Origin of the sequence: Parapedobacter sp. ISTM3, from assembly GCF_016533505.1 — a bacterium.
GTDB classification, from domain to species: domain Bacteria; phylum Bacteroidota; class Bacteroidia; order Sphingobacteriales; family Sphingobacteriaceae; genus Parapedobacter; species Parapedobacter luteus.
Genome location: NZ_JAENGN010000003.1, coordinates 341,854 through 356,362 on the forward strand (window position 1 = coordinate 341,854; position 14,509 = coordinate 356,362).

Genomic DNA, 14,509 nt, shown 5'->3' on the forward strand with positions numbered 1-14,509 from the left:
CGGCCGCACCGGTAATTCCTCATCTCATCATTCGTTGTTCCAAGGTTATCAAATATACCGGAGCCATAGGTTCTGCCGGTGTTCCTCCTTGTAGCGGCTGTACCACCGGCATAGGGGGTACATTACGCACACGACCCCCATCCACACCAGGTACACCCCGGCCAGCGGCAACCCGCTCGGCGCCTCGGGCCGGCCGAACCGGAAACCGAACAAGAAGTCAGCGGTGCTGAATCCCTGGATAAAAAGCACGGCAAACAACGCCAGGTGGATCACGTACCAGTGCAACAGGTAATAGAACAGCGGTACTTTCCCGTAAACCATGACTATCCTGGGGATAAGGCCCTTCATACGTTCTGCCGCGCTGAGCAGCAGAAACATGATACCGAGCATCAACAGGTCAAACTGTAACGAGGGTGGGTACTTAGACACGTTCAAAAACGACATCACGCTGAACAATGCATCTTGCTGTGTGCTCCAGGGCGCCGGGTCGCCGTAGCCATTGACAGACCGCAGTGCGGTGAAGGCCAGCAGGCAGATGGCCCCCAGTTTCAACAGCAGCCCTGCCCGGTCTTCCGTTTTCTGCAGCAACGTTCCGAACCCATAGCCCATCAGCATGATCGCCAGCCAAGGAACCGGCGGGTAGCCGATCAGCAGCGTGGTATCCGTTCCCAACGGGATGGCGTTTACCGAAAACAAGGGAACGTTCGGCGGAAGGAGGTTATGGAGGCAGGCAATGGCGAGGCCAGCCACGCCCAGCACCCCTGCCGGTACGCGGATGGCGAGCCCCAGCACGACGAGCCCGATGCCGATGGCCGCGATGACCTGAAACAGCAGTACGCCGAAGCGGATGTCAAACCATATCCCGAAATTGACAACCGTAAATTCGAGGATCAGCAGCCAGACGCCCCGTGAAATCAGGAAACGGCGGCTTGCCTGGGTATCCCCGCTCCTTGCGGCCGATAGGAATGCCGACGTGCCGGCAAGAAAGACAAAAATCGGTGCGCAGAGGTGCGTGATCCACCGGGTGAAGAAAATGGCGGGCGTTGTTGTGCCCAGGTCCGTCGGATCCTGCGTCAGCGAATCCACGTGGATCAGCTCACGGACATGATCAAGGGCCATGATCACCATGACCAGGCCCCTCACAATGTCTATGGAAGCAATCCGGGAAAATTGCAACGGCGTTGTTTGCATACTGCTTGATGCTTATTTCACAAAAATATTTAATTTACCATCAAAATAAAAATAAAAGGTAAATTTATAGTCAAGATGGCGTCAGGTCCGTTGCCGTCGAACACACCGCTGTCTCTTCCACCCCCTTAGCTTGTCTCCTTTTCCCAGCCTCATTGCCAGATAGCCGTGGTATCTTTGCATAAACGACCATTAAAACAACGCAGCATGGGAAAACTAATTGCAGGAATCAATATGACGCTTGACGGGTTTTGCGACCACACGTACGGGATTGCAGACGATGAATTGCATCAGCATTACAGCGAACTACTGAGCAGTGCCGGTGCCGTTCTATACGGAAGGATAACCTACCAGCTGATGGAGTACTGGCCACCTATCGCAAAAAATCCTACCGGTAACCGAGCAATTGATGAATTCGCCGTGATCATGGACAGCATTCCCAAGATTGTCTTTTCCCGGACGCTGAAAAAAGTGGATTGGGCAAGTGCGCGGGTCGCAACGCGAAGTTTCGAAGAAGAAGTGTTGGCACTCATGCAACAATCGGATAAAGATATTTTGGTGGGCAGTCCAAGTTTGATTGTAGCCGCTACCGAACTCAACTTAGTTGACCAGTACCAACTCTGTGTACATCCCATTATTGCAGGGAAAGGCTTACCGTTATTTAAAAATATAAGCGATAAGAAGCCTCTGAAGCTCGCAAAGACCAAAACGTTAGGTTCCGGCGCCATCGTGCTGTACTACGACCCCGGCAAATGAAGCAGGTAGTGGTGTAGGGCATGGATAGATAGATTATCGGATATCTGCCTGCCTATATGTTCCGGCGCATCTCCAAAATCTACTTCCACGTTGAGTTTTTTGGAGAGTAGCTTTCCCACAAACAGCGATATATTATAAATTTCTTTTGTTGCTTTCAATCGCAATGAACTCAGGTAAATAATCGGGCGTACACCCTTTTGACACCATCTCACCTTTATAAAGCCCCGTTTTCTCCCCAATTCCAATACATCGTATCCGGTGTTTTTTATCAAAAACCCCGATCCAGCCTGCGGTGAAATTCATAGCCCATTGTACTTCAGGTTCTTCGTTTTCTATTTGCTTTTCAATGGCCGATAGCAATTCTTCAGTATTAGGCGGAGGCGTTTGTCCCAGCCAACGCAAGCGAGCCTGGTAATACCAAAAAATTCGTCTCTGAAGTGAAGAAGGGCTGTTCCGCCACGATTCCATCAGCGTTACCGTTTTCTTGTCTTTCGATAGCTGGTTTGCCATCAACCAGTCCATGAGTTGATTGCGCTCATCGAGTGGGTGATCCTGCATGTCCTTGCTCAGCTTATTAATCAAATCCTGTGAAAGAAGTTTGTTGTCCATAATTAAGATCGCCAATAGCCTGGGCAAAAGTTCCCCGGATGACCATAGTTCCATGGCCAGGTTGTGGTCCTTTTTGACATCCTTAGCAATTTTCCGTAAGTCACCCAGCTTAGTTTTGCTATTGATTTGATCCAGGATGCTTTCTGCTTTTGAAGAGCGTTCCATATCAATCTTTCGGTTTATTTATTCGAGACAAACAAATAATTCTGTTCGGGCCAAGGCAGCACGATTGGTATCGATAAAATTAAGAACGAATATAATGAAATCCAAACTATCATTGGATGCTTTTTTGATTTTATCTACCTATAGTATCATGTCGCCGAGCCCCGGTCACATTCCATTGGCTAACAAGCCAATTATTTCAAATCTATCTGGAAAAGGAGAACTCCCGTTAAGGTACAATGTCATAAGTTGTCTTGTCATCGTAGCGAAAAATCGCTGACTGTATTTTTGCTCCTAAATTGTTATCTCGTCAATAGTCGCATTTATTTCAATTGCCGAAAAAAGAGCCATACAGGCAAACAGATCGAGCCATACAGGCAAATTGCCGATCGCTTTTTTCCACATCTTTGTATCATGAAAACAATTGTTATGACAGGCGCAACATCCGGTATTGGCAAGGAGGCCGTTCAGCGGCTTGCGCAACAGCCCGGTACACGAATTATCGTCGGTGCGCGCGGACGCGGACGCATTGTACCGGAAGGGACAGAAGTCTTTCCGTTGGACCTCACGTCGCTGGAAAGCGTCCGATCCTTTGCGGCCAGCGTGAAAAAGCAGCTCGGAGACACCACGATTGACGTGCTGGTGCTCAACGCAGCGGTACAAGCAAAAGACAACCAACAGCAGAGTGCAGACGGTTTTGAATTGATGTTTGCCGTCAATCACCTGTCACATTACCTGCTTGCAAGATTGCTCTGGCCCCACATGACCGCTAGTGGCGTCATCGTCTTCACCACCAGCGACACGCATGACCCCGCACTCATCCCGTTCGCGCCCAAGACGCTAGACCCACACGGGCTCGCCAACCCCCAAAAGAAAGAATGGGGCATGCGCGCGTATGCCGCATCCAAGCTGTGCAACCTGTTGACGGCCCGTTCTTTTGCTGCAATCAGCACGAAGGAGGGGAGAGATATCAGCATTATCGCCTACAACCCCGGTCTAACCGGTGGCACCTCGCTGACCGGCAAGCCTTCCCGGTTCATGCGAATATTGCTGCCCTTGGTGCTCCGCCCGCTGTCGCGCGTGGTGAGCCTGTTCAGACCTCCGTTTTTCGTCGGTACGCCGGAACGTGCCGGCGGTGTATTAGCAGACCTGGCGTCTGGAGAAATCCGGTTGCCAGAGGGGCGGGTGTATGCTTCATTGGTTAGAGGAAAGGTTACATTTCCCGATCCTTCGCAGCTCGCCCAGCGCGACGAAGTAAAGGACTTGCTATGGCGGGCGAGTGCCAAGATGGTCGGGTTGTCCGAACGATAATATCCCGTATCTTTATCCTGATGAAGTATTCTACCGAGATAGTACCCGGCCGCATGGTCTATTCGCTCAATACAGAAAAAGAACGAATACGGGACGGCCTCATCCCGGAAAGCTTGCTGGTACTGCAGATTTCCGGACAGTTGATGTTTGAAACGTCCGGCGAGAAAATCCTGACCCAGGCCGGAGACATGCTGCTCATCCGGAAAAACCAGTTGGCCAAAGCCACCAAAATACCAGGTGAAGACGGTGCGTACCAAACGATACTAATCCTGCTGAACGGCGATACGCTGAGAAAATACGCGCTGGAGCATCAGGTAGAAATCACGCAGAAATACAAAGGACCCCCCAATATATTTATACCCCAGAATGAGTTCCTGAAGGGCTTCTTCAAATCGATCATACCCTATGCCAATAACCCCAAAGCAGCCGCAGCACGCCGGTTGGGTAGACTGAAAATCCGGGAAGCCGTGGAGCTCTTGCTGGATATCCTGCCAGACCTGAAGTACTTTCTGTTTGACTTCTCCGAGCCGTATAAAATTGATTTGGAAAGTTTCATGTTCCAGCATTTTCAATTTAATGTTCCACTGGAGAAATTCGCCCGGCTGACAGGCCGGAGCATTTCCAGCTTTAAACGCGACTTTCACAAAGCATTCGGTGTGCCCCCAAGGCAGTGGCTGCAGGAAAGACGTCTGGAGGAGGCACGCCGTCAGCTTGAACAACAGGGAAAGAAGCCTTCCGAAATCTACGTGAACCTGGGCTTTGAAAGCCTGCATCACTTTTCGAATGCGTTTAAACGTCGGTTCGGGGCGTCGCCAACGAGGTATAACAGGGTGTGACGTTCTTCACCGCAGATTTGCTTTCCCTAACGGGGCACAGCTCCGGCTGGTGTAGCCGGAGGAGGGGGCGTTAAGATAGTGGTGAATTAGGCCTTTTTTGGAGGCAAATCGAAGGCTATGGCCTCATGCTCGAAGTGCCCGTTATGTGATCCATCGCAAAAAGGCTTATTTTTTGAAAGCCCGCAACGGCAAATAGACAGTACCGTTCTCCCTTGTAAGCCATAGGCATTACCATTTCTGTCTACGATTTCAAAATCGCCTTCGATTCTCACTGATCCGTTGTTATTAATAGTTAGTTTAGTCTTAGCCATTTAATTCCTTTTTGCTGTCAAAAATAGCGCATAGAAATGATCAATAGACATCTACTTATAGTTTAGAAACATTATACTGTATTACAAGTACCGGCTTACTTCAACGATTTGCTTTATAAGGAATCGCGTACTATCCGTCCCAGTTTTCATGCATTGAGCTGTCATGGTGAAGCCTTTAACGATGTATCCGCGTAGCCGCGCCGTTGCCCACAATCGCGGGTCTTTACCCAGATGATTGCCGGCTATCTTGGATATTTTCCGAAGTGATGGTTTTTATCGCGTCCTTTTCCTAATTTTATATCATGAAAATCGCATTGGCTTCACCGCCGATTTGTCCGGATAAAGAACAAAAAAAGGCATGGCTGGACCAACTTACTGAGGCAGCCAAATCCACAGGTGCATCGATCGTTTGCTTTCCCGAATCATTCCTGCCCGGCTATCCGGGCATGGGCTATCCAAGCAGCGACAGAACGCCCGAGGCCCTGGAAAAGGCATTGGCGGAAGCGCAGTCCATCGCTGCCCGACACCGTATTGCTATTATCTTGCCGATGGATTGGTTCATCGGCGATAAGCTGTACAACGTGGCGCAGGTCATCGATGCCGATGGCCAAATCTTGGGTTATCAAGCGAAGGTACAACTTGATCCCTCCGAGGATGAATGGTGGACACCGGGCGATACGCGGCAGCTATTCGAAGTGAATGGGCTGGTCTTCGGTATTGCCATCTGCCACGAAGGGTTCCGTTACCCGGAAACCGTACGGTGGGCAGCGCGCCAGGGCGCGAAGGTGGTTTTCCACCCGCATTTCTCAGGCGGCAATACGGAGGGCGTCGTACTTCAGGAGTGGGGCCACAAGGACAATCCCTACTATGAAAAGGCCATGCAAATGCGCGCATTGGAAAATACAATCTATTTTGCCAGCGTGAATTATGCCACCACTTACCAAGAGTCCGGTTCCGCCATCATCGCTCCGGACGGCACATGCCTGGTTCATCAGCAATATGGCCAGCCGGGAATTACCTTCAGTGACATCAACTTGGCAAAGGCCACCGGATTGTTGGCAAACCGGTTTAAGCCTATAAAATGACGTGAGGCCCCGCATTCGAGATAACCACCTAAAGAGGCAAAACTAAGAAAGGAGAAAAAAGCTGGGAGTAACGCTCCTTTTCTTAAGTAATTACTATGTTGGCGGTTCGGTACTATTTATTCAATTGTACGTCAAGATATTTTTCTAATGTCGTAGGAAGTTTTATCGTGTCGTTTGGCCGTTCGGGAACGGTTTTGTTGTCAATAACGGCTTGTGTCATATCGGATAGGTTGTTTGCCGTGTTTTCAGTAAAGCCGACAGATATAAGCGTTTCTTTCCACTTGTCTTGCGGAATGGATTGCACCGATACATTTTTATTAAGCAATCTAGAAAACGCATTGGCAACGTCAAGCGAACTGTATTTTTGCCCTGTTAGTTCATATATTCTTTTCATTTCCGATGATGTGCCGGTCATTATTTGGGCAATAAATTTTGCCAAGTCAATAGGCGAATTCATTTCGATTTTCAAATCCTTGGGAAAAAAGGTTGGCAAAACCCCGTATTGTTCAATGGTTTCCAAATATCCCAACCAATTACTAAAGTAATAGGACGGTCTGATATATACTTTTTCTATTTCCATATCGGCTAACGCCAGTTCCAAAATCCGCGACATCAAAACATTGCCTGTATTGCTTTCAATGTGTGCGCCTACACAAGATAAGGCAACAACCTTTTTTATTCCTGTTGCCTGAATAGCTTTTTTGTAGTTTTCAATTATTCGTTTGGTGTCTTCAATGATATCGTTTGAGGTTGGGTTTTCGGGAGTCAAGACAAAAACAGTCGTTCCGCCTTTAAACGCTTCCGTAAGTTGTTCTTCATTAAACAAATCCGCAGTTCGGGTTTCAATGGTTTTGTCAGAAAGTTTGTCGGGATTTCTCACGACAGCCCTTACAGGAAAGCCGTTGTTTTTTAGTTCGCTGATAAGATTTGAGCCTACTTGTCCTGTTGCTCCTACAATTATATTCATAGATTTTCTTTTTTGTTGATGATACGGCAAAATTAAACAGGGGTGGTGACAACTGTATGTCAGGGGTAGGCAAAAAAGTCAATCCGTATTTCGTGCTGGCCAAAATGAAAAAGAGACCGACCAAAAAGGCAGTCTCTTAATCCTAATCACGATTCCACGGCAGTCTTTCGGCAATCACATACCCGTTTGGTTCAGGTCAATGACCATAAAATTATTGGCCTCCCTACTGGCCAATAATAATTGGTCGCCATCCACAGCTATACCATAAACCCTGCGCAACAAGCGGTCTTGGAGGTAGCTGATCACGTGTGGTGTCCCGGGCGCTGAAATGTCGATGATGCCCACCGAGTGGTTTGAAGAGTTCAACACAAAAGCTTTGTCTTTCCAGATGGCTATCCGGCCAGGTCCCCGCATATGCACATCGCTGATGTGCGAACGCACCTGTGGGTGTAGCGGGTCGGAAATGTCAAACGACCAAAACGTATGTGCATTATAAGCCGCCACAAAGAGATAGTCTCCAGCTATGGCGATGGCACACGTACCTTTTAGCAAGGTGGGGTCATATGTACGATCCGTAATGACGGGATTGCGTTTATCCCGAATATCAACCGTGATAAGCGAGGACCCGGGGCCGTAGCCGGCCAAATACAAGATATCCCCTTGGGTGATGGCGGCAAATGCCCCATCACCGGTATGGAATGAGCTGATGATGGTTGGCTTTTCGGGCTCATGGAGGTCCAGGATATAGACCTTGCTTTCCGAACTGTGTGTCACATAGGCATAGTCACCGTCAATCCAAATCTTTCGGAGCCGGGTGTAGTTAGATTGGTAGTGGGGCAGGAAACTGCCCTCTCCGCCTACGGTCAACGCATGAACCTTTCTTGGGTGGTAGGGGTCGTCAATATCGTAGACACTAATCCGGCAGTTTGTCATCGATAATACGTAGAGGTAATGACCTTTGATGGCCACACCGAACGCATCGAGGATATCCGGATCGCGTAGACTATACGCCAACACCGGGGCTTTGGCATCCTTATAGTCGATGATGGCCACGTTGTTGCCGTCCCGGCAGGGGATGTAGGCAAATTTTTTGTGAATGAGGATATCTTCCGGCTCGTTGATTTCCTTGACATCGCTCACCATACCCACCATCGTCTGCGCAATCGGTGTTCGGAGGTGGTTAGGAATGTTATCTGGGCCGTTGTGTACTCGTTGGAGGGTATTGTGCAGGAAATCTTTGGCAAAAGCCGCCCGCAGCACAAAGCCCTTGTTGGTAGCAAACAGGGTGATGACCGAGTCGGTCGTTTCCACCCTTATCCCATGGTCCATCCAGTCTCCTGCTACGGTGGGTAGGGCGCCGAGACTCCACCAATTACGCCCATAATCCAGTGTCAGGAATACTTCCTTTGCGCCGGTATACGTACCGTAGTAAGCGGCACCGTAGCCAATGTTGACGAAATCGTCTGCCGACCCTGCTAACGTCGCGCATCGCTCCCACTTATACCCCAGGTTGGCGCTGTGGTACACATTGCCATCCTGATCCGCCTGGAGCACGTGAGCCATCCCCAAGTATTCGGTGGCGAACAATGCCGCATCGGTCAGTTTCTCCATGCGGTTCCAGGTTAGGCCATCGTCCGTACTTTTATACACTGTGCCATCCCATCCGTTGACGATGATGCCATTTCCAACTTTTTCCAACCGATACAATGCATTCTTCGAGATGGCGCCGAGGTCTGTCCATGTGTCGCCTTTATCGGTAGAGCGATAGATGTGGCCACCCTCGGAATTCGTATCCGTGACCAGCAGCGTGCCGTTGGTGGTATACATGATGGCATAGGCAGCCGCATAGTTTTCGGTGTTTTTATTGGTCGTAAGTTGCTTCAATAGCGTCCATGACTGGCCACCATCGCGGGTGCGGTATACCTCAGCATGGCTGGTGAGGATGTAAAACTCTTGCTTACGACCTGTTTCAGCGATGCAAGTGATGTCATGTGGCGTGGGATTGGCTACAAAATACCAGCTAGCCCCTTGGTCATCGCTGAGGTAGATTTTACCTTTTTGCGCACCGCGGGTAGCCAAGGCGATGGTTTGCGCATCCAGCTGCCGTATGGCGTCAATTCGTCCGCCGGCAACCACTTCCTGCACCGACCATTTGGTAAACTCGGGAACGATTTGGGTGGCTATAGAAAGGCTATCCATGGTAGCTTGCCCGTACGTGACCAGCAGCCAACAGTTGGCGATTAAGATTCCGGCTATTTTTTTAATGTTCATCACAACGTGTCTAGTTTTGCCACCACATTTTACTGTTCATATCATCGCCGCCGATGCGCTGCGAGGCCTCGCGATAGTTGTTTTGATTGAGCGATTGTTCCGATAAAGGATACGGGAGCCGCGAGGGTATCCGGCCATTGTTGACATTGGTCGGGCCGGGCACGAGGCGGGGGTAGCCCGTCCTTCTGTAATCGCTCCACGCTTCAATGCCCGTGAAAAACAGGCTAAAGTACTTCTGGAGGTATACCTTGGGCAATGTGCCATCGAAGGCTACACTGGGGTGAGCGAGGTAGTCATCGTTGAACGGGGCACCCCAATAGTCAAATGAATGTTTGATGCCATCGTGGTAGGCTTGTTGCGCGTCACCTTGGTAAAAACCTCGGATGGCAGCCTCTGCCTTCAGGAAAAATACCTCCGAAGCGGTCATCCAGATGGCTGCTTCACGATCCGATTGGAAGCGTGTACCCAGGTACGATTGGAAATTATATCCACCGTTGTAATTTGCAGATTCAGTAACCGGCAGGGCGTTTGGCAAGCCTACGTAAACCGGATTGGCCGTGTTGGCCGAGGCGTTGGTCGGGCGGGCGAATTGGTAAAGCCTCGTATCCCCGAATTTGGTCAAAGAATCGACCACAAATGCACTGACCGATTTATATTTGAAGTCAAAATCACGCACGTAGCTTGGCGCAAGGGGGAATACATCGGGGAAGCTCCCTTGGTACCGATAAAGGAAGTTGTCGGCGTTGCTTTCCATCACCGGGTACTGAGCGGGATCGGACAGGATCTGGCCAATCAGCGCACTGGCTTCCGCTGGTTGCCGCTCGGCGGTGCGCATGAGTAGGCGGAGCAACAGGCTGTTGCCGAATTTTTTCCATTTGAGCATATCGCCCTGATAAATGAGGTCGCCACCGAAATCCAAACCGGCAGTGACGTCTATCAGCTGGCTATACCGCTGTAACTCGTCAATCAGGCCTTTGTAAATGAACTCTTGCGTATCGTACTTCGGTGTAAACACGTTGGCCGCAGTGGCCTTACCGGCCTCGCTATAGGGCACGTCGCCAAAGGCGTCCGTTATCATGGAGAGGATGAAGACCCTGATCATACCCGATATGGCCGCGTAGTTGCCATGCCCGGTACCGTTTTCAACCATGCTGTTGATATCATTGAGGTCGCGCAAGCGATTGTATAAATTCCATACCTGATTGGAATTTGATGGCTGCAGCTTGAATCGCTGCACCTCCGTAAACGTATTATTCATGCAGGTATACTGAATCAATTCGTTGTTGATTTCAAAGGCGCTATGCGTGAGCGTATTGGAAATGCTGTACAGCACTTGTGGCAATACAACACCCGGGTTAACGGCCGAGGGCACGTTAGGGTTGGTGTTGTCTATTTTTTCGCAGCCTCCGGCAGTTAGGAGGATGATGGCGCATATCATGGTTATTTTGATATTCATGGCTATAGTGTTAAAGTGAAAGTTTGATGTCGAATCCGAAGCTCCGTGTGGAGGGAATTTGTGCATTTTCGATACCGGGCACAATGGTGCCGCCAGACACGAATGAAGTTTCGGGGTCGATATGCGGCGCTTTTGCAAAGAGGAGCAGGTTTCTACCTACGAGGTTCAGTTGCACGGATTTGAGCGGTGTTTTCTTGATGAGTTTGTTAGGTAGCCGGTAACCGAGGGTCAATTCACGCAGTTTGATGAATGATGCGTCAAAGGAATTGGACTCTACGTTTGGCCGGCGGTAAAAGCCGCGGTAATACGCATAGGCCGATACCCGCTCGGTATTGGGTGAGTAAGTGCCATCATCGTTGAGGACCACACCGTCTCCAATGATGCCTTCTTCGCGTCCGGGCAGCGTATTCGACAAGCTACCAGCTTCGGTGCCCGTCACATGGGTAAACGAATAGATGGTACCGCCCAGTCGCCCGTCAAATAGAAAGCCCAACGACCACGTTTTGTAGTTGAGGGTGTTTTTTATGCCGGCAATCAAGTCGGGGTTGTAGTTGCCGATTTTCATCGTATTGCTGGTAAATACGGGTACGCCACCCCGGTAAATAATTTGGCCGGCTTCGTTTCGTTGGAGGCCGATGCCATAGATATCGCCCATGCGGCCACCTACCCGTGCTTCTACCGTGGCGCCTTGGGCCGATGCCATGACGTAGCTCTCCACGCCATCTGCAAGTTCAACCACTCGGCTTCGGTTAGCCGCGGCGGTCAAGGTAATATCCCAGGTCAACTGATTTTTGATCGGTGTGACGGTCACCAGTGCTTCCCAGCCACGGTTGTTGATTTTTCCTGCATTCATGATTTTATCGGTGTACCCCGTGCTGATCGATAAGGGGCTGCGCAAAATCTGGTTTTTACTTTGGGACGTATACCAAGTGAAATCCACGTGTAGCCTGTTGGCAAACAATCTAAATTCGGTGCCCACCTCAAAAGACGAGGTAATTTCGGGCTTTAAGTTGAAATTGGGCATGGTTGCTGGTAAGCCTACAGAGCCAGGAAGCGTGCTGTATTCATAGTATGCGGCAGTCTGGTAGGGGTCCGTGTCGTTGCCTACTTGGGCAAATGAGCTTCTTAGTTTCCAAAAGTTCATCCAAGTAGACCGGATGCCGAGCAAATCGGAAAGGATTGCACTGGTCGAGATCGATGGATAGAAATACGAATTATTGCCTTCGGGCAGTGTACTGGACCAGTCATTGCGTCCGGTCAGTTGCACAAATAGCTGGTTTTTATAGCCTAGGTCGGCAAAGGCATATAAGCTGTTTACACGTTTTACGGTATTGACCTCACTAATCGCAGGCCGGGTACTGGCATTACCCAAATTGTACACGCCGGGGATGGTGAGGCCGTTGGCGGTTGCTGTGTTTTGGGCGGTGTTTATTTGGAGATTGTTTCCCCCAATGTTTGCAGACCAATGGACGCTCCCCGTTCCTTTGCCTTGGTACGTCACCAAGAAATCAGAATTGCGCTCCAAGTAGGTCAGATCCTGGCGGCGATACAACCCGTTTGTATTGACTACTGAACTGTAGGGGCGCTGTGAGCTGCGCATCTCGCCGGAGTAATCGATGCCGGTGCGGACCATCGCTTTCAACTGAGGCAGGATCTGATAGTCAACCGCCGCATTACCAAACACTCGGTTACGCTTCATCCCGTTCAGTTGCTCGTACATCGTAAAGTAAGGGTTATCGCCCCATGTGAAGTAATAATCTTGCTTGACGTGTTCCTGCCCGGGTACCCAATACCGCTTAAACCAATTGATGTCCGCGTTGCGTTCAAACCAGATGAAATTGTAGGTGGGGGATGAACCTCCGTATCCGACAATCGGTAAATTTTCGCTGTAGCTATTGATGTAGTTCATATTGGCCCTTACCGATACCTTAGATGAGATGTTTGCCGTGGAGTTCAGGTTAAACTGATTACGCTTCAATTCGGTGTTAGGCATGACGCCTGTTTGGGCATAGTTGTTATAGGAAGCCCTGAAGTCGCCCAGTTCCCCGGATTTAGACACCGATACACTATTGATCAATGTGCGACCCAGTTCGTAGAAATCCCTGACGTTGTTTGGGTGTGCCTCCCATGGGATTGCCACTCGGTTTCCGTCGGCATCAAGTGGTGAGCCGAATTGGATGAAGCGCTGTCCCTTGAAAGGCGCACCCCAGTTATGGCCGGAGTTGCTGGTATTGGGGCCGTCGGGGCCATCCCCATAGGAATAGTACGTGAGCCCGCTGCCGGTGCCTCCACCGTATTCATTCTGGAAATCAGGCAGCTTCAGTACTTGGTCAAATGTGGTATTCGAATTGACACTCACGCCCATGGTGGCTGATTTTGATGCACTTTTTGTGGTGATGATAACGGCGCCATTTGCTGCTCTGGAACCATAAAGCGCGGCTGCGTTGGCCCCTTTCAGTACGCTGATCGATTCGATGTCGTCCGGATTGATCTCGGCTCCGCCACTGCCGTAATCAACCGAGAGGTCACTGCTGCTACCGGTGCCATTGTTGTTGTTGATGGGGACACCATCAACCACGACCAGGGCGGCATTTTTATTGATGTTCAACGAAGACTCACCGCGCAGTACGATGCGCGACGAGCTGGCCATACCACCGGATGTCATGGTCATGTTCATGCCGGCCACCTTGCCCTGCAGCGCCGTCAATGCGTTTCCGCTTTTTGCTGTGTTGATGTCATCGCCCTTGATCTCCTGGATGGACGTTCCGATACGCCGCTTCGCACTTGTCAGTCCCAGTGAGGTCACCACCACTTCCTCCAATGCGTCTGTTGTACTTTTCAAGGTGATGTCGAGCGTCTTGGGCAGATCGGCGCTGACCGTGATAGCGTCTAGCTGCGCACTTTCATAGGAAATGTAACTTACGCGGATGGTGTAAGTGCCTGGCGCTATTGCGATTTCATACTTGCCGTTTCGGTCCGTCTGCACGGAGCGCCCATTTTCCTTTACCGTGATTGTTGCCCCTTCCAGGGGAGCCCTGTTTTCATCAACAACGCGGCCTGTTATCCGCGCGGTTTGCCTTGGTGGTAGCACGGCTATCGCGTGGGTTTTGGCGACCTTTTTTCCGCTGTCCTTTTTGATGGTGACGATTTTGTTTGCGATGGTGTACGTGTAAGCCGATTCAGCGAAACAGCGATCCAAGACCTGGTTTATCGTTGCATTTTTGATATCCAGGCTGATCGCATCGGCATCGGTAAATAGGTCAGCATCGTAAAAGAAATCATAGGAGGCCTGCTGACGGATATCTTCGAGAATTTCCTGTATGGTTGCGTTTGCTTTTTTGATGGATAGGGTTTGCCCCAGTGTGGTAGCGCTCACATGAAGCAGGCAACACAGGGTCAGTAGCATAGTTATTTTCATAACACGCATGATTTGATAATATTTCATATTTTTGTTTTACTGTTAAAAGATAAAATGTTGGTCGAACAATATTTACGCAAGCTTTTGACAACCGAGCAGGAGGTGCTTCCGACACCTTCTGCTTTTTATTGAAATGCTT

11 protein-coding genes are annotated in these 14,509 nt (G+C 50.0%); 4 read left to right on the forward strand and 7 right to left on the reverse strand.

From position 1 onward, the window contains the following. Positions 1-48: 48 nt before the first annotated feature. Positions 49-1,191, reverse strand: a complete 1,143-nt coding sequence (locus JHJ32_RS06405; RefSeq protein ID WP_200120364.1) for a DUF1624 domain-containing protein — start codon at positions 1,189-1,191, stop codon at positions 49-51. A gap of 204 nt (positions 1,192-1,395) precedes the next feature. Between JHJ32_RS06405 and JHJ32_RS06410 the strand changes: the two genes are divergently transcribed. Continuing rightward, entirely contained in the window at positions 1,396-1,944 is a 549-nt protein-coding gene (locus tag JHJ32_RS06410; protein WP_200120365.1) for a dihydrofolate reductase family protein, read from the forward strand. A 132-nt stretch (positions 1,945-2,076) separates the two neighbouring features. Here the strand turns inward: JHJ32_RS06410 and JHJ32_RS06415 are convergent, their stop codons facing one another. Then, positions 2,077-2,718: a DNA alkylation repair protein gene (locus JHJ32_RS06415; RefSeq protein ID WP_200120366.1), complete on the reverse strand. Its 642-nt coding sequence runs from the start codon at positions 2,716-2,718 to the stop codon at positions 2,077-2,079. Positions 2,719-3,129: 411 nt separating this feature from the next. Here JHJ32_RS06415 and JHJ32_RS06420 point away from each other — a divergent pair, with 411 nt between their 5' ends. Both JHJ32_RS06420 and JHJ32_RS06425 read left to right on the forward strand, forming a co-directional pair. Then, positions 3,130-4,026, forward strand: coding sequence for an SDR family NAD(P)-dependent oxidoreductase (locus tag JHJ32_RS06420; RefSeq protein ID WP_200120367.1), 897 nt, complete (start codon positions 3,130-3,132; stop codon positions 4,024-4,026). Between the two features lie 20 nt (positions 4,027-4,046). Next, a complete protein-coding gene (locus JHJ32_RS06425) occupies positions 4,047-4,862 on the forward strand; it encodes an AraC family transcriptional regulator (protein WP_200120368.1) in 816 nt (271 codons plus the stop codon). 86 nt (positions 4,863-4,948) lie between these two features. Here JHJ32_RS06425 and JHJ32_RS06430 read toward each other — a convergent pair whose 3' ends face one another. Then, a complete protein-coding gene (locus JHJ32_RS06430; RefSeq protein ID WP_200120369.1) occupies positions 4,949-5,173 on the reverse strand; it encodes a CDGSH iron-sulfur domain-containing protein in 225 nt (74 codons plus the stop codon). A 302-nt stretch (positions 5,174-5,475) separates the two neighbouring features. On the opposite strand from JHJ32_RS06430, the gene JHJ32_RS06435 reads away from it, so the two are divergent. Next, the gene (locus JHJ32_RS06435) at positions 5,476-6,258 is read left to right on the forward strand and encodes a carbon-nitrogen hydrolase family protein (RefSeq protein WP_200120370.1); all 783 of its coding nucleotides are present in this window, start codon (positions 5,476-5,478) and stop codon (positions 6,256-6,258) included. A 112-nt stretch (positions 6,259-6,370) separates the two neighbouring features. On the opposite strand, the gene JHJ32_RS06440 is transcribed toward JHJ32_RS06435, so the two are convergent. From JHJ32_RS06440 to JHJ32_RS06455, 4 genes are all read right to left on the reverse strand, one after another. Continuing rightward, a complete protein-coding gene (locus JHJ32_RS06440) occupies positions 6,371-7,225 on the reverse strand; it encodes an NmrA family NAD(P)-binding protein (protein WP_200120371.1) in 855 nt (284 codons plus the stop codon). 174 nt (positions 7,226-7,399) lie between these two features. Further along, entirely contained in the window at positions 7,400-9,496 is a 2,097-nt protein-coding gene (locus JHJ32_RS06445) for a hypothetical protein (protein ID WP_200120372.1), read from the reverse strand. A gap of 10 nt (positions 9,497-9,506) precedes the next feature. Further along, positions 9,507-10,952: a SusD/RagB family nutrient-binding outer membrane lipoprotein gene (locus JHJ32_RS06450; RefSeq protein WP_200120373.1), complete on the reverse strand. Its 1,446-nt coding sequence runs from the start codon at positions 10,950-10,952 to the stop codon at positions 9,507-9,509. Positions 10,953-10,962: 10 nt separating this feature from the next. Then, a complete protein-coding gene (locus tag JHJ32_RS06455; protein WP_200120374.1) occupies positions 10,963-14,370 on the reverse strand; it encodes a SusC/RagA family TonB-linked outer membrane protein in 3,408 nt (1,135 codons plus the stop codon). Positions 14,371-14,509: the final 139 nt, after the last annotated feature.

Bases quoted from the DNA above. Each gene is read 5' to 3' on its own strand.
- JHJ32_RS06420 (WP_200120367.1), top strand. From the start codon at position 3,130: ATGAAAACAATTGTTATGACAGGCGCAACATCCGGTATTGGCAAGGAG.
- JHJ32_RS06430 (WP_200120369.1), bottom strand. From the start codon at position 5,173: ATGGCTAAGACTAAACTAACTATTAATAACAACGGATCAGTGAGAATC.
- JHJ32_RS06415 (WP_200120366.1), bottom strand. From the start codon at position 2,718: ATGGAACGCTCTTCAAAAGCAGAAAGCATCCTGGATCAAATCAATAGC.
- JHJ32_RS06410 (WP_200120365.1), top strand. From the start codon at position 1,396: ATGGGAAAACTAATTGCAGGAATCAATATGACGCTTGACGGGTTTTGC.
- JHJ32_RS06425 (WP_200120368.1), top strand. From the start codon at position 4,047: ATGAAGTATTCTACCGAGATAGTACCCGGCCGCATGGTCTATTCGCTC.
- JHJ32_RS06455 (WP_200120374.1), bottom strand. From the start codon at position 14,370: ATGAAAATAACTATGCTACTGACCCTGTGTTGCCTGCTTCATGTGAGC.
- JHJ32_RS06445 (WP_200120372.1), bottom strand. From the start codon at position 9,496: ATGAACATTAAAAAAATAGCCGGAATCTTAATCGCCAACTGTTGGCTG.
- JHJ32_RS06435 (WP_200120370.1), top strand. From the start codon at position 5,476: ATGAAAATCGCATTGGCTTCACCGCCGATTTGTCCGGATAAAGAACAA.
- JHJ32_RS06405 (WP_200120364.1), bottom strand. From the start codon at position 1,191: ATGCAAACAACGCCGTTGCAATTTTCCCGGATTGCTTCCATAGACATT.
- JHJ32_RS06450 (WP_200120373.1), bottom strand. From the start codon at position 10,952: ATGAATATCAAAATAACCATGATATGCGCCATCATCCTCCTAACTGCC.
- JHJ32_RS06440 (WP_200120371.1), bottom strand. From the start codon at position 7,225: ATGAATATAATTGTAGGAGCAACAGGACAAGTAGGCTCAAATCTTATC.